Origin of the sequence: Bartonella sp. AA97HXZ, assembly GCF_042196985.1 — a bacterium.
Lineage (GTDB): Bacteria > Pseudomonadota > Alphaproteobacteria > Rhizobiales > Rhizobiaceae > Bartonella.
This window is the reverse complement of the sequence record NZ_JBHIRC010000017.1, coordinates 1-21,269: the sequence shown is the minus strand read 5'-3', so window position 1 is coordinate 21,269 and position 21,269 is coordinate 1. Positions and strand designations below refer to the sequence as shown.

The 21,269-nt window shown below is 35.2% G+C and carries 22 protein-coding genes and 1 pseudogene; 19 read left to right on the top strand and 4 right to left on the bottom strand.

Annotated features, from left to right (window positions below):
- Positions 1-395 (top strand): annotated as a pseudogene (locus ACFINE_RS08235) (hypothetical protein); the annotation flags it as partial.
- A 140-nt stretch (positions 396-535) separates the two neighbouring features.
- Here ACFINE_RS08235 and ACFINE_RS08230 read toward each other — a convergent pair.
- From ACFINE_RS08230 to ACFINE_RS08220, 3 genes are read right to left on the bottom strand one after another with little or no spacing between them, the layout of a single operon-like run.
- The gene (locus tag ACFINE_RS08230; RefSeq protein ID WP_375621685.1) at positions 536-1,006 is read right to left on the bottom strand and encodes a hypothetical protein; all 471 of its coding nucleotides are present in this window, start codon (positions 1,004-1,006) and stop codon (positions 536-538) included.
- Position 1,007: 1 nt separating this feature from the next.
- Positions 1,008-1,733 carry a conjugal transfer protein TraL gene (locus tag ACFINE_RS08225; protein WP_375621684.1) on the bottom strand — a complete coding sequence of 242 codons (726 nt, stop codon included), beginning with the start codon at positions 1,731-1,733 and terminating at the stop codon, positions 1,008-1,010.
- Positions 1,730-2,044 (bottom strand): TraK family protein, encoded by a 315-nt coding sequence (locus ACFINE_RS08220; RefSeq protein ID WP_375621683.1) that lies wholly within the window; start codon positions 2,042-2,044, stop codon positions 1,730-1,732. The genes ACFINE_RS08225 and ACFINE_RS08220 overlap by 4 nt, the downstream gene beginning before the upstream one ends.
- A 236-nt stretch (positions 2,045-2,280) precedes the next feature.
- Here ACFINE_RS08220 and ACFINE_RS08215 point away from each other — a divergent pair, with 236 nt between their 5' ends.
- From ACFINE_RS08215 to trbL, 18 genes are all read left to right on the top strand, one after another.
- Positions 2,281-2,610, top strand: a complete 330-nt coding sequence (locus ACFINE_RS08215) for a plasmid mobilization protein (protein ID WP_273788571.1) — start codon at positions 2,281-2,283, stop codon at positions 2,608-2,610.
- Positions 2,607-4,490 (top strand): TraI/MobA(P) family conjugative relaxase, encoded by a 1,884-nt coding sequence (gene traI, locus ACFINE_RS08210; protein ID WP_375621682.1) that lies wholly within the window; start codon positions 2,607-2,609, stop codon positions 4,488-4,490. The genes ACFINE_RS08215 and traI overlap by 4 nt, the downstream gene beginning before the upstream one ends.
- Before the next feature lie 159 nt (positions 4,491-4,649).
- Positions 4,650-5,327 carry a VirB8/TrbF family protein gene (locus ACFINE_RS08205; protein WP_273788573.1) on the top strand — a complete coding sequence of 226 codons (678 nt, stop codon included), beginning with the start codon at positions 4,650-4,652 and terminating at the stop codon, positions 5,325-5,327.
- Between the two features lie 34 nt (positions 5,328-5,361).
- On the top strand, positions 5,362-6,243 hold the full coding sequence (gene trbG, locus ACFINE_RS08200) for a P-type conjugative transfer protein TrbG (RefSeq protein WP_375621681.1): 882 nt from the start codon (positions 5,362-5,364) through the stop codon (positions 6,241-6,243).
- 1 nt (position 6,244) lies between these two features.
- A complete protein-coding gene (locus ACFINE_RS08195) occupies positions 6,245-6,706 on the top strand; it encodes a hypothetical protein (RefSeq protein WP_375621680.1) in 462 nt (153 codons plus the stop codon).
- Positions 6,703-8,001 (top strand): TrbI/VirB10 family protein, encoded by a 1,299-nt coding sequence (locus tag ACFINE_RS08190; RefSeq protein WP_375621679.1) that lies wholly within the window; start codon positions 6,703-6,705, stop codon positions 7,999-8,001. The genes ACFINE_RS08195 and ACFINE_RS08190 overlap by 4 nt, the downstream gene beginning before the upstream one ends.
- A gap of 155 nt (positions 8,002-8,156) precedes the next feature.
- The gene (locus ACFINE_RS08185) at positions 8,157-10,091 is read left to right on the top strand and encodes a type IV secretory system conjugative DNA transfer family protein (protein WP_375621678.1); all 1,935 of its coding nucleotides are present in this window, start codon (positions 8,157-8,159) and stop codon (positions 10,089-10,091) included.
- Positions 10,088-10,606: a conjugative transfer signal peptidase TraF gene (gene traF, locus ACFINE_RS08180; RefSeq protein ID WP_375621677.1), complete on the top strand. Its 519-nt coding sequence runs from the start codon at positions 10,088-10,090 to the stop codon at positions 10,604-10,606. Before ACFINE_RS08185 ends, traF begins: the two co-directional genes overlap by 4 nt.
- A 10-nt stretch (positions 10,607-10,616) precedes the next feature.
- Positions 10,617-10,838, top strand: coding sequence for a conjugal transfer protein TraD (locus ACFINE_RS08175; protein ID WP_208438664.1), 222 nt, complete (start codon positions 10,617-10,619; stop codon positions 10,836-10,838).
- Positions 10,828-13,296, top strand: coding sequence for a zincin-like metallopeptidase domain-containing protein (locus tag ACFINE_RS08170; RefSeq protein WP_375621676.1), 2,469 nt, complete (start codon positions 10,828-10,830; stop codon positions 13,294-13,296). Before ACFINE_RS08175 ends, ACFINE_RS08170 begins: the two co-directional genes overlap by 11 nt.
- 82 nt (positions 13,297-13,378) lie before the next feature.
- A complete protein-coding gene (locus tag ACFINE_RS08165) occupies positions 13,379-13,684 on the top strand; it encodes a hypothetical protein (RefSeq protein WP_375621675.1) in 306 nt (101 codons plus the stop codon).
- Between the two features lie 82 nt (positions 13,685-13,766).
- Positions 13,767-14,225, top strand: coding sequence for a hypothetical protein (locus tag ACFINE_RS08160; RefSeq protein WP_375621674.1), 459 nt, complete (start codon positions 13,767-13,769; stop codon positions 14,223-14,225).
- A 181-nt stretch (positions 14,226-14,406) separates the two neighbouring features.
- Positions 14,407-15,381: a P-type conjugative transfer ATPase TrbB gene (gene trbB, locus ACFINE_RS08155; RefSeq protein ID WP_375621673.1), complete on the top strand. Its 975-nt coding sequence runs from the start codon at positions 14,407-14,409 to the stop codon at positions 15,379-15,381.
- A gap of 11 nt (positions 15,382-15,392) precedes the next feature.
- Entirely contained in the window at positions 15,393-15,791 is a 399-nt protein-coding gene (locus ACFINE_RS08150; protein ID WP_208438668.1) for a TrbC/VirB2 family protein, read from the top strand.
- Positions 15,791-16,096: a conjugal transfer protein TrbD gene (gene trbD / locus ACFINE_RS08145; protein WP_208438669.1), complete on the top strand. Its 306-nt coding sequence runs from the start codon at positions 15,791-15,793 to the stop codon at positions 16,094-16,096. The genes ACFINE_RS08150 and trbD overlap by 1 nt, the downstream gene beginning before the upstream one ends.
- On the top strand, positions 16,096-18,600 hold the full coding sequence (locus ACFINE_RS08140; protein WP_375621672.1) for a transporter: 2,505 nt from the start codon (positions 16,096-16,098) through the stop codon (positions 18,598-18,600). The genes trbD and ACFINE_RS08140 overlap by 1 nt, the downstream gene beginning before the upstream one ends.
- Entirely contained in the window at positions 18,575-19,315 is a 741-nt protein-coding gene (trbJ, locus tag ACFINE_RS08135; RefSeq protein WP_375621671.1) for a P-type conjugative transfer protein TrbJ, read from the top strand. Before ACFINE_RS08140 ends, trbJ begins: the two co-directional genes overlap by 26 nt.
- A gap of 17 nt (positions 19,316-19,332) precedes the next feature.
- A complete protein-coding gene (gene trbL, locus ACFINE_RS08130) occupies positions 19,333-20,835 on the top strand; it encodes a P-type conjugative transfer protein TrbL (RefSeq protein ID WP_375621670.1) in 1,503 nt (500 codons plus the stop codon).
- Positions 20,836-20,924: 89 nt separating this feature from the next.
- Here the strand turns inward: trbL and ACFINE_RS08125 are convergent, their stop codons facing one another.
- A complete protein-coding gene (locus tag ACFINE_RS08125) occupies positions 20,925-21,089 on the bottom strand; it encodes a hypothetical protein (protein ID WP_273788557.1) in 165 nt (54 codons plus the stop codon).
- Between the last annotated feature and the right edge of the window lie 180 nt (positions 21,090-21,269).

Below are 21,269 nucleotides of genomic sequence, written 5' to 3'. Positions count from 1 at the left end.
AAATTTATGGTAATGCTATTTTTGAAGGCATGACAATAAATGATTATTGTGAGGTTTATGGCAACGCCCATATTCAAGACACTGTTGTAATTGAAGGTAATGCAAAAATTTATGATAACGCCTCTGTAAGTGATAATGCTTATATTTCTGATACATCTGTTATTTGTGGTGATGCTCATGTCGGGGGGTATGCCATTGTTGGTGATGGTGCTTATATTTGTGATCATTCCAGTGTCATTGATGATGCTGTTGTGTATGATGCTGTTGTATCTGGCTATTCTTGTATTCATAGCAATGCCTCTTTATCATTTGGTGATCAAATTCATGATGAGGCAATTCCAAGATTTGGTAGTGATGATGATTATTTTCGTGATGAGTATGAGGATGTTGCGTAAATAAAATAGCAGGTGCGGGGGGCGCCTGCTTTTTAGGTATAAAAAAAGCCGTATCATAAAGATGCGGCTCCATTTTGAGATATAAACACTGAATAAGAATTTTAAAAAGTCTATACTTTTTTCAAGTGATTTAAAAAATATTAATTTATATAATAATGGATTATAAGAGCAAAAAAACAGAGAATATTTGCTAATAAACTAGCACCTATTAATATTCCATAATTTCTGAGTTTTTTTAAAAATCTTTCCATATTATCATCTACACTTGATTTTATAGCAGACACTTTGGATAACGAGATTTCATATGATTTCATTTGTTCAGAAATATAATTCAAGTTTTTACTCATTTCTTGGTTGATTTCTTTGTTTATATATGTGGCTGCTTCAGTTATTAATTTTCCAGCTGTTTTTTTTTCTTCCTCTACCATAGCATTACGTGCAGTTAAAATGTAATTGATCATTTGATTTTGATGTTCGTGAAGTGTTTTTAAAGCTGAATCTAGCATTATATCAGATAAAAAAACAGTCATGAGAATTGGATCATTTGGTGGAACAAGTTGATTAAATTCTTTAGTTATTTTTTGCCGAATGGCATCAATATCAACGGACATTTTATATTCCTGGAATAATAGCTATCTGGTCAAATAACATGCTTTTGACGCGTGCTAAGCGGCTTTTGGCCATAATGCTGAATTCGTTTGAATTTGTAATTTCGTTAAAGGTTAATTTTTTATCAAGCATTGTTTTTATATCCTCCCCAAAAGTGCTAGATGTTTGTTGTGGAATTGTAACAATAGCAGAAATTCTTTCTTTAGTTTCTTCAAATACTTTCATTTCTTCAAAGTTTTTTCCATTAGCTGTAATGGGACCAAAGAATTCATTTTTCCAAACGACGATATTTGCTGTTTTTGGAATTTGGGTACATATGGAAAATAATCCAGATAATGTATCGGCCAGTGCTTGTCCACCAGTGATAATTGTATGAATAATTACATTCTTTTTAGCAGCGGCCAACAGATCAAAAGCTTCATTTTCCTTTAAATAATAGGCTAGAGGTAAAAATGTTGTAGCTCCATTATCAATAACATATTGACAATTAGAATGAAGCAATTCTTCCATAAGAGTATCAAAATTACGGGGAATAATTACGCTTTGCTCGAGAAGTTTTAAATGCTTTACATTAAAATTTTTATAGTTAGCAAAAGTTTGATTAACAGGATCAGTGTCTATACCTTTCACGTCTATTTTATTTTCTAGTAAATATTGCATCACAAGACTAGCTACAAATGATTTTCCTACTCCTCCTTTACCTTGTAAGGTCATGTGAATATTTGTCATATCATATCCTCTAATTTTTTGTTTGTATCGTGTATAAATGTACGTGATTTTTGTTGTGTTGTAATAGGATTAGCAGAAGTAGATTCTTTGGATTGAGTTTTTACTGATAAATCTGATGTAGCAGTAGTCTCAAGATTCTTTTTAAAATATTTTCGCACATATGATGCTAAGGCGTCATATGAAATATTTAAATTTGGATTTTTTCTTAAAATTTCTTTTAGGGAATACCCTTCTTTAATGGATTTTAAAATTAAATCTTTGTTGGCTAGAAAGACTATTCGCATTTTCCCCCATTCTGTTTTTTTTTTCATTAACTTACCAACTTTTTATAATTCTTTACAAAATTTTTCAAATCTTTACAAAAAATAAATAGAACTGTCAATTAAAGGGATATTTTGGTAATTTTTATAAAAGTTTTTCTTTAAGAAAACGGCAAGATGTGTAATGTAGCGCTACGCAACTAACATTACCCAACTTATTCGCATAAAATGCTCAACGTATCTTGCTCTACGAGGTTTGATTGCATCCGCAATTTAAGAGGGGGAAAATGACACGACCAAGAAAATTTAGATTAAGTGTTTGGTGCACTTTCGAGGAAAAAGAAAGCATAGAAGAAAATGCAAAACAGACAGGCTTGTCTATTTCTACTTACCTGCGTACTACTGGACAACTTGAACCCGTAAAAGCGAATATAGATTATGAGGCGGTAAAGGACCTCACTAAGCTACAAGGCGATTTAGGGAGAGTAGCTGGTTTATTAAAATTATGGTTAGTTACAAATAATGGGAAAGGTGGAGTACCAAATGATATAGATAAAATGATGGTAGCATTTCGTGAACTCCAAAAACAAATTTTTGAAAAAATATCCGCACTATGATTGCTAAGCGTGTTGAAAGAAAAAAATCAACATCCAATATGGCACGATTGGCTCGTTATATTATGGATTTAGATGGGGGAAGTTTACCAAGAGATTGGAAACTTACATCCGATTACATAATTGATGATAATATACAAAATAGCGCAAAAGTAGCATCAGTAAGAGTTACAAATTGTCATACAGATGATCCTGTTATGGCAACAGAATTCATTTTAAAAACTCAAGATCAAAATAAAAGATCAAAGACTGATAAAACATATCATTTGGTCTTATCTTTTCCGGTTGGAGAAACTCCAGAGAGAGAAACACTCTACGCAATTGAAGATAAATTTTGTGCTGCGCTAGGTTACGAAAATCATCAACGTATTTCAGCTATCCATAAAGATACAGAAAATCTGCATATTCATATTGCTATCAACAAAATAAATCCTGAAAATTTTCGTAATTACGAACCTTTTTTTGACAAACGTACACTTATGAAAACCTGTCAAACAATTGAACAAGAATATAACTTAATCAAGACACCACATGGATTAGAATGTGACATTGAAAATATCAAGCAACCAAAGATAAAAAACTTTGAGTATAGGACCGGAGTTGAATCTCTTTCAACTTATGTTGGAAGGATATCTAAAGAACTTAATTATACAGATTGGTTAGCGCTGCATAAGAGTTTTGCTGATCATGGTCTCGTTGTAAAAAAACAAGGGAGTGGATTAGTCATAGGAGCTTCTGATCTTGATTTATGGGTTAAAGCTAGCAGTTGTAATAGAGCATTGTCTTTACGAGCTCTTGAAAAGAGACTTGGTACTTATGAAGATTATAAGCCAATTATACAGAAGCAATATGTACCAGTTTTACGTGGAAAAAACAGTAAGACTAAGACACTTTTGTATTCTCGATATAAGGAACAAAAAAATGCAAGCGATTTAGAAAGACGAGAAAAATATCAAATATTACGTACGCAAAAGGATGCTTTTTATAATCAACTGTTTATGTGGTATAAACAACAAAGTTCTTTATTGAGACTGACACCAAAAAGTTTACGTGCGGGAATACGAAAAACGTTAAAATTACAAAAAGCATTTCGTCAACAAGAATTAAGAACAAAGCAAGCGATAGCTAAAAGAAAGTTAGCAGAAACTAGATTTCCAAATTGGTTAGATTGGTTACACCAACAAGCAAATATTGGTGATAAAGATGCTATGGATGTTTTGCATTCAATGAATGAGCGTCGCGTTGTTTTATCTAATAATTTGTTAACTGGGAAAACAGCTGGAAAAACAGGTAAATTTTTACGTAAGAATTTAAAACCTTCTTTTTTGAAGAATGGAAATATTTTGTATAAAAGCATTGATGGTGGGACCATTATTGATGCTGGTGAGAAAATTCATGCACAAAAATTTACTACTGGGTCAGCGTATATTGCTTTAAGTCTTGCTGTTGAAAAATTTAAAGATCAGCCACTTGTATTAAATGGCACAGAAGAATTCAAACAAGAAGTTGCTAAATTGGCTGGTGTTCACAATATGAATGTTGTCTTTGATGATCCTGTTTTAAACGCTTTAAAGAATGAAGTGAAGCAACACAGCAAAGATAACATTCATAATTCACTTCAAGAGTGGATAGAAGAGCGAAATAAATATACTGAAAATCTTCCTTATGTTGCATGGAACGGTGAAGAATCCGTATTTAATTATGTAGGGCGTAGAAAAATTAGAGAAAAGAATTATCTTCTTTTTGAAGAAAATCAGAAAATTTTTGTTAAGGAAACTACAAAGAGAGGTTTCATTCAAGCTGGGTATTGGAAAAAAGGCATAAAAGTCAAGATTACAAAAAACAGTGTTAAAAATATTTCAGATAAAGAAATAGAGACTTAAAGTATGTTTTTCAGTTAAAAAATATATTTTTTTTGATTTGAGATAATTATTTTATGGATAAGTCGGAATTGTTTTCTTCACATTCAACGAAAAATGTTTCATAAGAAAGTTAATTTATCTTTAAAGAGAGCTGTTTAACTTTATAATTAAGGGGGGACTGTGAAAGCAAGCAAAGATTCTATAAAAGACAAACCCTCTAATCCCTATATTATAGCGCGTAGAGAATGGATGGAAAGGTATGGGGATTATATTAAATCCGCTAATAATTGGCGTTTAGCAACTTTTGGAATGATTATTATTACTGCAATGTCAGTAGGAGCATTCATTTGGAAAGCAAATGAAGAAACTATTGTTCCTTATATAGTGCAAACCAATTCGGTCGGTGAGGTAACGCATTTATCAAAGGCAAATGTTGCTTCTAAACCAAACGCAACCCATATTCGGGCGGCATTACGTAATTGGCTGATTGGGGCACGTACTGTTTATGTTGATATGAGAGCAGAAGAAGATCTCATAAACCAGACATACTCAATGACCTTACCTCAATCACCAGCATATGCTATGCTTGTTGAATATCATAAACAAAATGATCCTTATTCACGTGCTTCAATGGAGACAGTAGAAATTCAAGTTAATGCAATTGTTCCTGTTTCTAATGATACTTGGCAAATTGAATGGACTGAAAAGAAAAGAGCACGATCCGGAGCTATTATTGATAGTAAACTTTGGCAAGCTACCGCTACAATTATTTTAGCAATACCAAAAACTGAAAAGCAAATGATGCTAAATCCTATTGGATTATATGTTAAACAATTTGCATGGACGCCAAGACTTTAAGAACAATCATAGTAAAGCGTAAAGCGGGAATTTTATGTTTAAGAAATTTATTTTTATAAGTACAGTGATTTTTGTAACATCAAAAGCTCTGGCGACAGATGTATCACACAACATTAATTTTGTTTCTCCTCAAAAAATACATCTTACTGATAAGGAAGCATGGGGAATTAGATTAGCAAATCAATGGAAGAATAATCCCAAAAGACCTATATATTCTGGTGACGGCAGTGTTAGATATCTTTATGGAGCTACTTTGCCTACATTGGTGTGTACACCATTAGAGGTTTGCACGATACAGTTACAATCGGGAGAGACTATAAATTCTCTCCATGCTGGTGATACTGTAAGATGGAAAATTAGTCCCACGGTAAGTGGTGTAGGAGCCGCAGAAACAACTTATGTTGTTGTAAAGCCTGTAGATGCTGGTTTAACAACAAATCTCTTTATTACGACGGATCGCCGTACTTATATGATCAAACTTGCTAGTACGCAAAATTCTTCAATTCCTGTTCTTTCTTTTATTTATCCTGATGATACAGATCAAGATTGGTCTGCGTATAAAGCGGCTACAGATAAAAGCCGTAATACATTAGCAACAGGTCAAAACTTAGCTGATCTTGATTTTAACTTTCGTATTACGATTAGTGATCGAAGAATTAAATGGTATCCGAGACGGGTTTATACAGATGGGTTTAAAACTTACATTGAATTACCTAGTGATGGAATTAGAGGAATGGCGCCTGCTTTAATTGCTGTTGGTGATGATGGTGGCTTCTTAAAAAAGCCTAGTGAAAGATTAATAAACTATCGCATTATTGGAAATAGATATGTTGTTGATGCCGTTATTAGCAAAGTAGCTATGATTTCTGGTGTAGGAAGTTCTCAGCAGAGAGTAACAATTATTAGGGGGCGTTAAAATGTTAAAATATTTATTGCTGTTACCTCTTGCTTTGACAGTTGGTTGCACGTCTATAAGTCGCCATTCACCTTTGTTGGTTAATTATGTTGATCAAAATATTACGGAGAATGACGCAAATTTAATTACTAGTGATTTTGTTCGCTATCTTAGAGATCCTTTGCCGCCTGCAACTACAACATTTATTGTAAAAACAAATGATAAAGAAGATAAGTTTACATCTTTATTGGTTAGTCTTCTACAAAGGAATGGCTACGGTGTAATTTATACAGATCAACCAGAAAAACATAAAAACACGGGTATAAATTTAACCTACAAAGTGATGCCCTTGGATCAAGGTATAGTATTGGTGGCACAATATGGTTTAACTGAAATAACGCGTCATTATGTTCGTTTAAAAACTGGAAATATTGTACCGGCCGCTCCTTTTATTGCTCGTGTAGATGATGGGGGTAAAGGGTGAAAAACGATCAAAAAAGTAGTCCTTCTGAATCTCCTGATTTTTTTTCTGTAAAACCCAAAGGACGAGGTGTACGGCGGTTAAACAATATACCTTTTATAGGTGCTATAGGTATCATTTTTTTTGCTCTGCTTGGTATTACATATACTTTTATGTTGCGACAGCAATCTAATAATGTTGTCTTAGAAAACAAAAAAAAATTATTTGTGGATGAAACACCGTTGCCAATTCGTCCAGAGGGTGATGATTATGTTCAAGCAAAATTACCAGAGATCTTACCAGCACAGTCAACCAAACCAATTGAAACTAAGAAGTTGCTAACAAAAGATCCAGAACAAAAGCCGCTCGATGAAACTGTAGATGAAGAAGATGAAACACAAAAGAGATTATTAACACATATTGTAGAGAGGCGTTTTGCTAAAATGGAGGCTGCTTTAGATTCTGATCCTATGGTTTCTTTTACAATTAATTCAAAGATGCAAAATCAGTCTCAAGTTCAAGATACAGATCCGCAAAAAGCAACTCTTGAAAATTTATTTGGTCGATCTGGATTATCCGCTAATTCATCGTTGTACAATGGTGATGGAGGACATGATCCTAATATGCAATCACAAAAAATTGCTTTTTTATCTCAATCTCCAGAAGCAGCTGTTTATTTAAAAAATACGCGTCAAGAAGCTATCAAGGCAAGTCTTGAGATTAAGGCTGGAACCATTATTCCTAGTGTTATGATAAGTGGTATTAATAGTGATTTGCCTGGACAAATTATAGCTCAAGTAAGAGAAAGTGTCTACGATTCCGCTACTGGTCAAAATGTTTTAATTCCTATGGGGTCGAGGCTGATAGGAACATATGATAGTCGTGTATCTACTGGTCAAAAAAGAGCGCTTATTGCTTGGTCGAGAGTTATTTATCCTGATGGTTCTTCTTTATCTCTTGGGAATATGCCGGGGACAGATCAGTCTGGTTATGCTGGATTTAAGGATAAGGTTCATAATCATTATTTAAAAATTTTTGGTAATGCTTTTTTACTTTCTGTCATTTCGGGAGCTTCACAATTGTCTCAAAAAACACATAAGACAGGTAATGATGATAGTAAAACAGAGACAGCAAAAGAAACGTTAGCGGCAGAGCTTGGTAGACAATGGGGCGAAGTCGGTATTGAAATGACACGTAAAAATTTAGGTATTCAGCCAACAATAATTATTCGTCCTGGTTATAATTTCAATGTCATGGTAACAAAAGATATTATTTTACCTGCTTGGAAAGGTCATCCAATGGCGGCACGTCCTTATTAATTTTAAAAAAAACAGCTTTAATTCTTAGTAGAGATTTTTGGGAAATTCTCATGCTACTTATTTTAGATTGAAAAAACAATTTTGTGTAAAGAAACCACAAGCATTTTAATTGATCATATTCAAATATTAAATTAAATATGGATAAGGGGGGAAAATTGGGAAATCAATCTACACATACACCCAAAAGAAAATCTCGATTGATATTTATCTTTTTATTCATTGTATATTTTATTCTCCTTAATCAATTTTGTACACAATATTTAGCACATACTTTTCATTATAGTGTTTCTCTTGGTTCTAATTTTAAAGGAGTGTATTCGCCCTTTTCTTGGTTTTCTTGGGTCTTTAAATTTTATGATTATGCTCCTAGTCAGTGTAATGTAATATTTGTTCTCTTTTGTGCTGGTCTTTTGATTGGATTTGTTGGTTTTACTCTTTGGGCTGGTTTTTCTTCAAGGAGTAACAAAAGTACCGATGATTTACATGGAACAGCGCATTTTGCAAATTTTGATGAAATTCAAGAAATGGGGCTTATACCACATAAAAAGAAAGGAGAGGGTGTATATTGTGGAGCATTTGCTGATCCAAAAACAGGAATGTTGCATTATTTGCGTCATGATGGACCAGAGCATATAGCAGCTTTAGCGCCTACACGTTCTGGTAAAGGTGTTGGTTTAGTAGTACCTACTCTTTTGAGTTGGCCACACAGTCTTTTTGTTCTTGATACAAAAGGTGAAAATTATGCCATGACTTCTGGATGGCGGAAAAAGTATGCAGGGAATAAGATCCTAAGATTTGATCCAGCAGAACCAAAAGTTGGATGTTCATGGAATCCATTAGGAGAAATTCGTTTCAGAACACGTTATCAAGTAGCGGATGCACAAAACATAGCCTTAATGGTTATTGATGATGATGGAAAAGGGATTGCTGGTGATCATTTTAGATCAGCGGCTTTTGAACTTTTGAATGGTCTCATTCTTCATGCTCTTTACAAGGCAGAAAAAATTGGACGTATACCTTGTTTGCAAGATTGTGCACACATGTTAACGGGAGTAGGAGATTTTGCTACTGTTATTGAAAATAATGATGATTTTGATGAAGACGGTGATCCAAAAGCGCTTTCTAGTTTGTTTCATGAAATGGAAAATCTTGATATAAAAAGTGATGATCCTCTATTTCAGGATGCAGATAAAGAAGCAAAACTTGTTATCAACGGTGTTGGTCGTCGTATGGCTGGAACACCAGCACGCGAGTTAGGGTCTATTATTTCGACGGCAAATAATGCTCTGTCTCTTTATCGTGATCCTATTGTTGGTGAAAACACAAAATATTGTGATTTTTATATTAGTGATTTGATGGATACAGAAGATCCCGTCTCACTGTATTTCATTACAACGCCGCGTAATTTAGATAGAATGAGACCATTAGCACGATTGCTATTGACCCAAATGGTTCTTTCTCTTTCAGATCGCATGGAATTTGATGATGGAAGATCCAAAACCAATCACAAACATCGTTTGCTTTTAATGCTTGATGAATTTCCAACTTTGGGAAAATTGGAAATTTTTGAAAAGGCTCTTGCCTACATTGCTGGATACGGGCTTAAAGCTTATATCATCACTCAAGATGTGCAACAGCTCTACAAAGCTTACACTACAAATGAAAGTATTATTTCAAATTGTCATATTCGTATTGCTTACGCTCCTAATAAAGTCGAAACAGCCGAATGGATGAGTAAAATGGCGGGAGAGACGACGGTTGTTCGCGAAAAGATTTCCACTTCTGGAAAACGTTTTGGTATGGCACTTGAACAGGTTTCAACGTCTTATGAAGAAACACGCCGCCCATTGATGACGCCCGATGAAATCATGCGCCTGCCTGGAGCAAAAAAAGATAATTCTGGGAATATTGTTGAACCTGGGGAAATGCTTATTTTTGTAGCTGGAAATAGCGTCATTAGAGGAACACAAATTCTTTATTTTTTAGATCCAGTTTTTTCAGAAAGGTCAAAAATTTCTCCTCCTGCTACAGATCGTTTGCATGAGAGAAATAAAAGCAAAGAAGATAAGAAAGGCTTTGTTCTCTCATGAAAAAAGCTATGGCCATTCTTACTTTATGTACTATTACGCTTGCATGTTTTGTTCTATTTGCCGTTTCCCAAGGGTTCAGAATTAATTATTCGCATTCGGCGCCTGTAGGTCTTTGGAAAGTTAATTATTTTCAAAAAGAAGTACGAAGGGGGGAGCTTATGGAGGTTTGTCCTCCAGATGTACCTATCGTTAAGATGTTTATTGAAAAAGGATATCTTCAATCTGGAGCTTGTCCTAGCGGGTCTGTTCCTTTTTTGAAACCATTAGTAGCTCTTTCTGGTGATGTGATTAACATAACTGAAAAAGGTATCAGTGTTAATGGTCATTTATTGAAAAATAGCCAAAGAAGAGGGGGGATATCAAGTATGCCAAATGGAAAATACCTTGTTGAAGAAGGATATGCTTGGTTTGTTTCAAGTTTTGATCCTGTAAGTTTTGATAGTCGTTATTTTGGAGCTGTTTCGATTATGAATATTATCGGTGCTGCTAAACCCATTTTAACTTTTAAGAATTGAGATTTTAATAATGAAAAAAGCGCGAATACAAGTATGTCATGTAATTTCTACAGTTTTAAATGATGTTTTTATACCCGGAATACAAGTTGAGTTGGATTCAGAAGAAGCAGAAAGCTATGGAGTTTTTTTAGAAACAGCCCTTTCAGAAGAAGACGCTTGGGATTCGTCGTGTATTACAGATCCATCTGAAATTGATAATTTTAATGATATAGGGGGGAGTGATGAGTTTTGATTATGCAAAAACAGTAACAGATCATTTTATTAAACTGCTTCAACAAGGAGCAGCACCATGGCAGCAACCATTACCTCCCGGATGTGTGAGATCTCCTTATAATCCACAAACAGGTAAAAATTATAATGGTATTAATAATCTTTGGCTTGCAAGCCAAAAATATACTGATCCACGTTGGCTTACATATCAGCAGGCAAATGAAATGGACTGTAGAATTAAAAAAGGTATGAAAAGTACGGATATTATTTATTGGAAACAGAATGAAAAGGTCTCTTTTTATGATGATGATGGAAAAAAACATGAGAAGTTTGAAAAACTTTCTTACCCCCGTATTTTTTTAGCAAAAGTTTTTAATGGTGAACAAATTGATGGATTACCTCCATTGGAACCACGTCCTATTTTATCGGAAGAGGTAAGACATGCACGAGCAAAAGCACTTTTAACCGCATCAGGCGCAAAAATTGATATTGATGATAGAAATCATGCTTTCTATCGTGGTGGTGATAATGATACTCTTTTTTTACCAAAACAATCTCAATTTGATTCAAGTGATTATTTTTATGCTACAGCATTACATGAACTTGGACATTGGACTGGACATTTTTCAAGACTTAATCGTGACATGATGTATCCTGTTGGGTCTTCTGGATATGCCAAAGAAAAGCTTCGAACAACTATTGCCTCCTTTATGATTGGAGAGGAATTGAATATAGGTTATGATCCAAGTCATAACGCTTCCTATGTTTCTTCATGGATTGAAGCTATGCAGAATGATCCAAAAGAAATTTTTAGAGCGGCTTTTGAAGCAGAAAAAATCAAAAATTTCATAATAGGATTAGAAACAGTCAAAGTTGTTGAGGCTGAGAAAGAGTCATTTATATCGATAAACACTGATCGTGAACTAGCTAATACAGAAAAGATTTTTTTGAATGTTCCTTATTCACAAAAAGAAGAGGCAAAAGCCACTGGAGCTAAGTGGGATAAAGATGCAAAATCTTGGTATGTTCCTGCTGGTACAAATTTAATTGAAAAAGGTTTTGCTAGGTTTTCTCATGGAGATGCAGAACCAAACACAACTTTGCCGATAGAACAACAGTTCAAGGAGGCGCTTCGTTCTGCTGGTTTAATTGTTGAGAATCCACTTATGGATGGAAAATTGCATAGAGTTTCCGTTGAAAATGATAAAAAAACTCAAAAGAGTGGGGCTTATATTGGTTATTCCTCATTGGATGGTGGCTATATTCAAAATTTTCGCACTGGTGAGAAAATTTATTGGAAACCTGAAAAGTCTGCGGCGCCTTTATCTTTAGAAGAAAAAAAAAGATTAGCCATAGAAGCTAAAGAGCGACAAGAAATTTTAAGAAAAGAGATTGCAGAAAAACAAAATAATGCAGCGACACTTTCATCACAAATATGGGAGGCTAGTAAAATAGCAACTCCAGATAATGCATATTGTAAGCTTAAAGGTATAAATCAGACGAGTGATTTAAGAGAGGTTCCAGATGATTTTCCAGAGGACATTAAAAAACAAGGGGTGAGAGTTGCAAAGTCAGTTGAGGAAGCAAAAATAATAAAAAAAAGCAATCCTAATATCCGCACATTTTTGGCAGGTGATTTAATTATTCCAATATGGGATAAAAATAATAATTTAAGTACCCTTCAGACGGTTAATCCTACTTTTAAATCTTTTATGAAAGATGGGAAAAAACATGAGTGTTTTACGATTGTAGGTTCTAATAATGTAGGAATATCCGCCCTTAATAATGATTTAGAAAATCCTATCCTTATTGCGGAAGGATATGCAACAGCTTTTTCTGTAGCACAAATGACTCATATGCCAGTTGTAGCGGCTTTTGACTCTGGAAATTTAAAAAATGTAGGTAGAGTAATGCGTGATAAATATCCAGATCGCGTGATTTTGTTTGTTGCGGATAATGATCATGCTTCGCAAGAAAAATTACTTTCTAATGGAAAAAAAGGAACCAATGTTGGAATTACCGCTGCTTATAATGCGGCAGCAGATGTTGGAGGAGGAGTAGTTTATCCGGAATTTCAGAAAGAAGAGAACAAATTTTCTGATTGGGACGATTACAAAAGAATACATGGTAGTGATAAAGCCAGAAGCGATTTTACATCTAAAATGAAAATTGCCGAAATAGAAGCAAGAGTGATGTCCGAGCGACTCCAAACACTTGCAAATATGCAGGACCAATTTGCTATTGATGACCCAACAACAGCACTTGATGATCAATATGTTTATGAAGAGCGTGAAGCTGCTAATCAACTTCGCCAAAGAGCAACTACCCTCAATGGTCGTAATATTAATTCAAGTGATAAAGCTATGATTTCTCGTGTAAGATCTCATATTTTGCAGGATAGAGAACAAAAACTTTCTCAAAATCCCAACGCAGCTTCATATAGAGAAAGAAAAAAGCGCGAAATTGAAAGTGAGTTTTAGTTAGGTAGAGGATTTGTTTTTTATTGCTCAGATCTAGCCTTTAAATTAATATGTAAACATACACTAAGATAAGGAGGTTTTCATGGAAAATAAATTACCAAAAAGTTATATGACTGATGCTGAACGCGAGGAATTACGAGCAGGTGGTCTTTCTCAAAACAGTATCTATATGGTTGAAGCAGAAGCAGCTTCCAAGGCGAATGATAACAAAGCAACTTGGGAATGGTTAGCGATGGCTGAATATCCAGCACATGCACTTTTACTTCTTAGACATCAACGTGGAGCGCAATTTATACGTGATATGGGATTTTCTACCAAAAGTGCTGATGAAAAATATGGCCCGGACTGGTTAGATAAAGGTGTTGTAATAGGAGGTCATCATTTCTAATAAATTAGAAGAGCTTTTTTTACAACAAAGTATACTAGTACAAGATCTTGAAAAAACATTAGTATCTCAAAAATTACACAATGTGCGAAGTAATCTATGTGATCATATTCGTAATGTTGGAAAAAGTGGGGATTTATCATCGCTTCTTGATACGGAGAGTGATCTTATAAAGGATGATTTGCTTCGGTATGCTAATAGTAAAGCTATGGCCAGTAGCCTTGAAACAGCATTAACTGAAATAGATGTTGTTAAAGATCACATAAAATTGGTTTCTAATTCTGAGAAATATGATGCGATAAATAGAGGACATAGTCTACCAAAGCATCGTAAAGGAGGATTGCCTTATGATGAAGCGCGAAAAGCAATGGCGTCTCATTATACACGACTAGGAAATCTGGACAAAGCGCGTTTAACATCAGTTGAGAAATCAATCATTGATGTGCGGAGGGACAATATGAAGGTGATGCGAAAACTTTATGAAAAAATGCAAGCTAAAGCTATAGGTATAGATCTTGCGCGCGATAAAGGTCATTCTCTTTAATAAAAAACCATAGAATTTAAGTAACAGGAATGTGGATTTTTGCTATTACGATAGATATTTTTGTTGTTCAAATTTAATCTTTAAATTATTATGCCGACATTATTTTAAAAAGCTTTAAGTTTTACATTCTTCTCATTATCTAGAGTGAACGGGGTATATTCTTAAAAGCGGGGATGGGAGAATGGCTGTTACAGCATTTAAAGGTGGACGAAGTTCAGAGCAAAATAGACGTCTCATTGAGAAGCTGCGTTTTGAATTTGGACCGCAGATATGGGGTTACCTAGATGATCCTACAGTCATAGAAATTATGTTAAATCCTGATGGTACATTATGGGTTGAACATTTGGGAGAACCTAAAAAAGCTGTCGGCATGGTGGATGCGCATAGGGCAGAAGCCGCTATGGGAACAGTAGCTACAGCTCTTGGAACGCAAATTACCAAAGAAAATCCTATTCTTGAATGCGAATTACCAATGAATGGAAGCCGCTTTGAAGCGGTAATTCCACCTATCGTTTCCGCCCCAACATTTACAATTCGAAAAAAAGCAACGAAAATTTTTACTTTAGATGACTATGTTGCAAAAAACATCATTACTCCACATCAAAGATCGCTTTTAAATGTTGCTGTTAAAGATCATAAAAATATTCTTGTTGTGGGTGGAACAGGAACTGGAAAAACTACCTTAACGAATGCAATCTTAAAGGAAATGACAGATACATTTCCTGAAGAGCGCTTTGTAATCATTGAAGATACAGCTGAACTTCAATGCGCTGCACCTAATACTGTAACATTTCGAGCTGTGGAATATATTGATATGACGCGGTTGTTAAAGGTGACTATGCGTATGGCACCAGATCGCATTATTGTTGGCGAAGTAAGAGATGGCGCAGCTTTAGCTTTGTTAAAAAGCTGGAATACTGGACATCCAGGTGGAATAGCAACTGTTCACGCCAATGATGCAACAGCAGGATTAACAAGAATCCAACAATTAATATCAGAAGTAACCATTGCTTCCATGCAATCACTGATAGCGGAAACAATTGATGTAGTTTTGAGTATTGAAAAAACCTCCTCAGGTCGCAAAGTCAAAGAAATTATTGAAGTTTGTGAGTACGACCTCGCACTCAACAAGTACATAACAAAAATCATTCATTAAAGGAGCAAAATATGCAACTATCTTTAACACAAACAAGAAGTAATTTATATAATCACATTGTGTTGTTTTTTCTTATTATAGGGGCGGCAGTCTTTCTCTATCTTATCTTGGGAGATATTGCATATGCTTCTGATGCAACATCTGGTGGTGGAGCATCTCTTCCATGGGAAGCACCTCTTGAGAAGTTAAAAAAATCTGTTTCTGGTCCTGTTGCTTTCGTGGTTTCTTTATTGGGGCTTGTTGCTGGTGGAGCTACACTGATTTTTGGTGGTGAAGTTAGCGAGTTTGTAAAGCGTATTATTTATCTTGTTTTGGTTATCAGTGTGATTGTTTTTGCAAACACTCTTCTTACAGGCGCTCTCTTTTCTGGTGCTGTTGTTCCTGCTAACGTTGTGGTTGGAGGACTTTAATGGGAGGCAAACAATATACACAATTGTTCCGTTCTCTTCACAGACCTCAACAAATTATGGGAGGAGAACGTGAATTAATGCTGCTATCAATGCTTTTAACTGGAATTCTTATTGTTTCAGCAATGAACATTGTAGCAGCAACTATTGGTATTTGTATCTGGGTTGTTTGTCTTTACGTTTTACGTAGAATGGCCAAATTTGATCCTATCTTGTCTCGAATTTATATTCGTCAATTGAGATATCGTAGTTATTACGCTCCGTTTTCACGACCATTTCGTGTTGCAAAATCAACAAGGCCTTATTAATGTTTAAGTTAAAACATTTTCGCTCTACGCTTGCTGGACTTCCTGATCTTTTAAATTTTGCAGCTTTAATTGATGACGGCATTATTTTGGGAAAAGATGGTTCTTTATTGGCCGGCTTTTTTATCCGTGGAGATGACCCCATGTCAGCAACGGATGCAGAAAGAAATTATATAACAGGTTTGGTTAACACATATCTCTCTCGATTTCATTCGGGATGGGCGATATGGGTGGATGCTATACGCTTAGAGTCACCAAGTTATTCAGATCCTGAATTGTCTCATTTTCCTGATCCCATTACAGCATTGATTGATGCAGAAAGACGTTTTTATTTTCAGCGAAGTGATACGCACTACGAAACAGAATACGCTTTATTAATGCAGTATCTACCGCCTACACGAAAATCGTCAAAGTTGGGGGAAATTGTTTATGAAGACGATACCGTTGAATCAACTACTCCTGCTGAACGTTTACTTGACGATTTTAAAAAGAAAATAGAGGATTTTTATGTTGGGCTTGGTGATCTTCTTAAAATGCAGCGAATGAAAGCGGTCACTATTAGGAATGGTGATGAGACTTATGAAAGCGACCAGCTTGTCAATTATTTACATTATGCTATTAATGGCAAAGCGGTTGCTCTTCGAATACCAGATTGTCCTATGTATTTGGATTCGTGGCTAGGTTATACTGACTTGTGGCCAGGAGATACTCCACGTCTCGGAGATAAATTTATTACATGTATTTCAATTGATGGTTTTCCATCGGCTAGTTATCCTGGAATATTAGATATTCTTGATGGTTTTCCTTTACATTATAGATGGTCAAGTCGTTTTATATTTATGGACCAGCATGAAGCTGTTGCCGCATTAAATAAATATAGATTGAAATGGCAACAAAAAGTGAGGGGATTTTTTTCGCAGGTTTTTAAAACTAATAAAGGAACTATTAATACTGATGCTTTGTTGATGGCACAACAAGCTGAAACAGCAATGAACGAAGCTCGTTCAGGTCTTGTTGCTTATGGTTATTATTCACCAACAATTGTTTTAATGCATGAAGACCGTGAGGTCTTAGCAGAAAATGCTAGATTAATTAAACGCGAAATTGAACATAGAGGTTTTGCCGCTCGTATTGAAACAGTCAATACAATGGAAGCATGGTTAGGGACAATTGCGGGTCAAACTTATCCAAATATTAGACGTCCGTTAATTAATACTCAAAATCTTGCTGATATGTTACCTCTCTCAAGTGTATGGCCAGGTTTACAATTTAATCCTTGTCCACTCTATCCTGATAATTCTCCTGCTTTATCTCAAGTAGTAACGACAGGTGCAACGCCATTTCGGATTAATTTACATGTTGATGATGTTGGTCACACACTTGTATTTGGTCCAACTGGAGCTGGTAAATCAACACTTTTAGCGTTTTTATTAGCGCAAGCGCGTAGATATTGGTCAAGAGCAACAGATAAAGATGGTAAGCATTTCCCTGCTAATATTACTGCTTTTGATAAAGGTCGTTCATTATATACATTGTGTTATGCTATAAATGGACGTCATTATGATATTGGTGATAGTGATAGCGCTGTCGGTGCTCTTATGCCTCTTGCAGACATTGATACAGAAGCCGATAATCTCTGGGCGCAAGAATGGATTGCTATTTGCTATGAATTACAGACGGGTCAAACACCGTCTCCTCAGCAAAAAATGGAAATTCATCGTGCAATGAAGCAGATGAGTCAAACACCTAAAAACATGCGTTCACTCAGTAATTTTGTTACTTCGATTCAGAACCAAGAAATCCGTAATGCACTTGCACATTATACGATTTCTGGTGCTATGGGACATTTGTTAGATGGTCAAGAAGAGTTTGAAGATCATAATGATTTTATTGTCTATGAAATTGATGAACTCATGAAGCTAGGTGATAAAAATGGTTTACCTGTTTTGTTATATCTGTTTAGACGTTTTGAAAGAAGCTTGAAAGGACAACCATCTATTCTTTCACTTGACGAAGCATGGATTATGCTTGGCCATCCTGTTTTTCGTGAGAAAATTCGTGAATGGTTAAAAGAACTAAGAAAAAAGAATTGCCTCGTAATCATGGCAACACAAAGCCTGTCTGATGCAGTTCGTTCTGGTATTCTTGATGTTTTGTTGGAACAATGTCCTACCAAGATTTTGTTACCCAACGAAGAAGCAGAAACAAAAGGTGCTGAGGGAGCGCCGGGAGCAGTTGATCTATATAGAATGATTGGTTTGAATGATAAAGAAATTCAAATTATCAAAACAGCAAAAAAGAAAAGACAATATTATTATAAATCTATTCTTGGACGCCGTCTTTTTGAATTAGGATTAGGTGATATTGCTCTTTCTTTTGTAGCGATTTCTAGCAAAGAAGATCTCGCTGTAGTTAAAAGTCTTATCAATGAAAATTCAAAAAACTGGTCTTTAAAATGGCTTGAAATGAGGGGAATTAATTATGAAAAATATCTTGAAAAAATTTAAATTTCTTTTTTTGTTTAGTACGTTTTGTTCCATGGTTTATTCAACAAACGCTTCTGCTTTTTTTTGTGCAAATTGTGCAACTGTTTGGAACCAAATGAGCCAATATGTTGAAGCTGTTAATACACAAATCAACACAGCTAAACAACTTCAAACGCAGCTTCAACAATATAAAGATATGATAAAACAGGGACTTTCATTTTCGAGTCCACAATTTGATGGTTTGCAGAACACTTTACAAAAATTGAAACAAGTTTATCAAGACGGCCAGAGCATTTCTTATAGTATGGGAAATCTAAATAGCAGATTTGAACAAATGTTTCCTGGTTATGAAAATTACTTAAAAAATTCTGGAAAGGTAAATCCAAAAAAAGATTATAGAAAGTGGGCAGAAACTGGTCTTTCTAATTCCCGTATTGCTATTGAAGCCGCAGGGATTAACACTAGCAGTTTTGATGATGAAGACAAACTTATGCAAAAACTTGTTGATCGTTCAGCAAGCGCAGAAGGGCGTATGCAAGCTATTCAAGCTGGAAATGAAATTGCCGCACAACAAGTGAAACAGTTGCAGCTACTTCGTGATCTTGTTGCTAATAATACCACTTTACAAGCAAACTACACTGCCAATGAAGTGGAGCGTAAAGCCAAATATGATGCCGATGTTGAAAAGTTTTTTGAAACAAAATCGCCAGATACAGATCGTGGACATGCATATTAAAAATGGAAAATTACCAAGTGTTAAAAAACAAAAAAAGCGCTATTTTAATATTTTTTTTGATTGTGCTAGGGTATTTGTTTTTTACAGATATTTCTTTTGCAGATGGATTAGACAAAACTAAAACATTTACTGGTTTATTGGATTTGATAGAACATCAATCTCATCAATGGCATTCAAAACTACATTATTATGGTTTTCGTCTTTTTTGGTTATTGGCTATTATTCAATTTATTTTTAGCTTTATTCCTTTTTTGTTTAAGCAATCTGATATTGCTGATTTAGTTGGGGAGTTAGTGAAATTCATTCTTGTTATAGGCTTTTTTGCAGCTCTTTTAGAATATTCTCAAGAATGGGGGACAGCTATTGTTGAGAGTTTTCGTACAGTAGCAGCTCATGCAAGCGGAAGATCTAGGAGTCTTTTTCCTGCAGATGTTTTGGGTGAAGCTTCTAATATTATGGAAGCTATGGCAAATGTGAGCACTTGGAATCCGATCACTTCTGTGTTGATTGCTGTTCAGTCTATTATTGTTTTTTTATGCTTCTGCTATATCGCTGTTTTACTAGCTGTTACACTTGTTGAATCATATATCGTAATCAATGCATCTGTTATATTTATGGGGTTTGGGGCGACCCAATGGACACGAGAGATAAGTATAACAACATTTCGCTACGCTGTCTCTGTTGGTGCAAAATTATTCGTACTTACACTCTTAGCGACTTTGATTGTTGATTCTATGGGGGTATGGAAAGAAGCATATGTTTATTCTGCGGCGTCAAATTGGACATTGCTGGGACTTAGTTTATTGTGTGCGTATTTAACAAAGACTATTCCGGAAATTATTGCTGGTTTAATTTCTGGAACAAGTGGTGGGAGTGGTGCAACTATTGGAGCAATGGCTGGCGCTGCTATAGGAGCAGCTGCGAGCATAGCTGCTGTAGCAGCAACTGGTGGGGCAGCAGCACCAGCTGCTGCTGGTGGAGCATCCGCTGCTGGTGGAGCATCTGCTGCTGGTGGAGCATCCGCTGCTGGTGGAGCATCCGCTGCTGGTGGAGCATCCGCTGCTGGTGGAGCATCTGCTGCTGGTGGAACAGGAAGTAGTGTAAACGCTTCTAAAATGACTGGAAACTCTTTTAAAGATAGTGGGAATAAACCTACATCGGGCGCAAATCCACGTGTAGCAGGAGGGGAAAGCCGTTCCACTAGCACTAGTAAACCTCAATCTAAATCGGCTACTTCAGATCAATCTAAATCATCTTCTTCAGATCAATCTAATTCAGTTCTTCCAAAAATGAGAGATGTTGCCGATATGACTTTAAAAGGTGTTGGGCATATGGCTTCTTTTTGTGTTCCAGGAATGGAAGATGCAAAAAACCTTAGTCTTAATACTCCACCTACACCACCAGAATATAATGATATCCAATTTTCTAGTGATAATAAACCTCAATCTAGTGAAGCTGGAATAAGTAATACTATTGAAAATACAATTTCTGGAGCAGGATCTGCAATAGATAAGAACTAAAGAAGCTATGGTTTTCTTTTTGAGAAATAGATAGTAGCTTCTTTAGTTAGAGATTGATAACTCACATTTTATTGTCGGGGGGTATTTATTTAATATGCATGTCCACGATCTGTATCTGGCGATTTTGTTTCAAAAAACTTTTTAGCTTGTTCTTCTTGTTGGGCTCTACGTTTTTCCTCTTCACTTTTACCACAACCTGTAATATTCAATCCTATAGTCAATAGAGCTAAGCATATTAAAATAATTTTTTTCATTTTTTCCCTCTTTAAAAATTATATGTATTAATATCATCAAACTAAGGTATGAGATGATTATCTATTGTATTGGAATACAGATTTAATTATCGTGATCTTTTGTTTTTTTATTAGTATTGTTAATGGAAAAATATGTGAACAGTTTATTGTAAATATCTTATAAGTTTATCATAATAAAAA

What these genes read in the sequence shown, in the direction of transcription:
- trbD (WP_208438669.1), top strand. Translation starts at nt 15,791, where the DNA reads ATGGGAGGCAAACAATATACACAATTGTTCCGTTCTCTTCACAGACCT.
- traI (WP_375621682.1), top strand. Translation starts at nt 2,607, where the DNA reads ATGATTGCTAAGCGTGTTGAAAGAAAAAAATCAACATCCAATATGGCA.
- ACFINE_RS08175 (WP_208438664.1), top strand. Translation starts at nt 10,617, where the DNA reads ATGAAAAAAGCGCGAATACAAGTATGTCATGTAATTTCTACAGTTTTA.
- ACFINE_RS08195 (WP_375621680.1), top strand. Translation starts at nt 6,245, where the DNA reads ATGTTAAAATATTTATTGCTGTTACCTCTTGCTTTGACAGTTGGTTGC.
- ACFINE_RS08215 (WP_273788571.1), top strand. Translation starts at nt 2,281, where the DNA reads ATGACACGACCAAGAAAATTTAGATTAAGTGTTTGGTGCACTTTCGAG.
- ACFINE_RS08170 (WP_375621676.1), top strand. Translation starts at nt 10,828, where the DNA reads ATGAGTTTTGATTATGCAAAAACAGTAACAGATCATTTTATTAAACTG.
- ACFINE_RS08165 (WP_375621675.1), top strand. Translation starts at nt 13,379, where the DNA reads ATGGAAAATAAATTACCAAAAAGTTATATGACTGATGCTGAACGCGAG.
- ACFINE_RS08150 (WP_208438668.1), top strand. Translation starts at nt 15,393, where the DNA reads ATGCAACTATCTTTAACACAAACAAGAAGTAATTTATATAATCACATT.
- ACFINE_RS08125 (WP_273788557.1), bottom strand. Translation starts at nt 21,089, where the DNA reads ATGAAAAAAATTATTTTAATATGCTTAGCTCTATTGACTATAGGATTG.
- traF (WP_375621677.1), top strand. Translation starts at nt 10,088, where the DNA reads ATGAAAAAAGCTATGGCCATTCTTACTTTATGTACTATTACGCTTGCA.
- ACFINE_RS08230 (WP_375621685.1), bottom strand. Translation starts at nt 1,006, where the DNA reads ATGTCCGTTGATATTGATGCCATTCGGCAAAAAATAACTAAAGAATTT.
- trbJ (WP_375621671.1), top strand. Translation starts at nt 18,575, where the DNA reads ATGAAAAATATCTTGAAAAAATTTAAATTTCTTTTTTTGTTTAGTACG.
- ACFINE_RS08140 (WP_375621672.1), top strand. Translation starts at nt 16,096, where the DNA reads ATGTTTAAGTTAAAACATTTTCGCTCTACGCTTGCTGGACTTCCTGAT.
- ACFINE_RS08220 (WP_375621683.1), bottom strand. Translation starts at nt 2,044, where the DNA reads ATGAAAAAAAAAACAGAATGGGGGAAAATGCGAATAGTCTTTCTAGCC.
- trbB (WP_375621673.1), top strand. Translation starts at nt 14,407, where the DNA reads ATGGCTGTTACAGCATTTAAAGGTGGACGAAGTTCAGAGCAAAATAGA.
- ACFINE_RS08225 (WP_375621684.1), bottom strand. Translation starts at nt 1,733, where the DNA reads ATGACAAATATTCACATGACCTTACAAGGTAAAGGAGGAGTAGGAAAA.
- trbG (WP_375621681.1), top strand. Translation starts at nt 5,362, where the DNA reads ATGTTTAAGAAATTTATTTTTATAAGTACAGTGATTTTTGTAACATCA.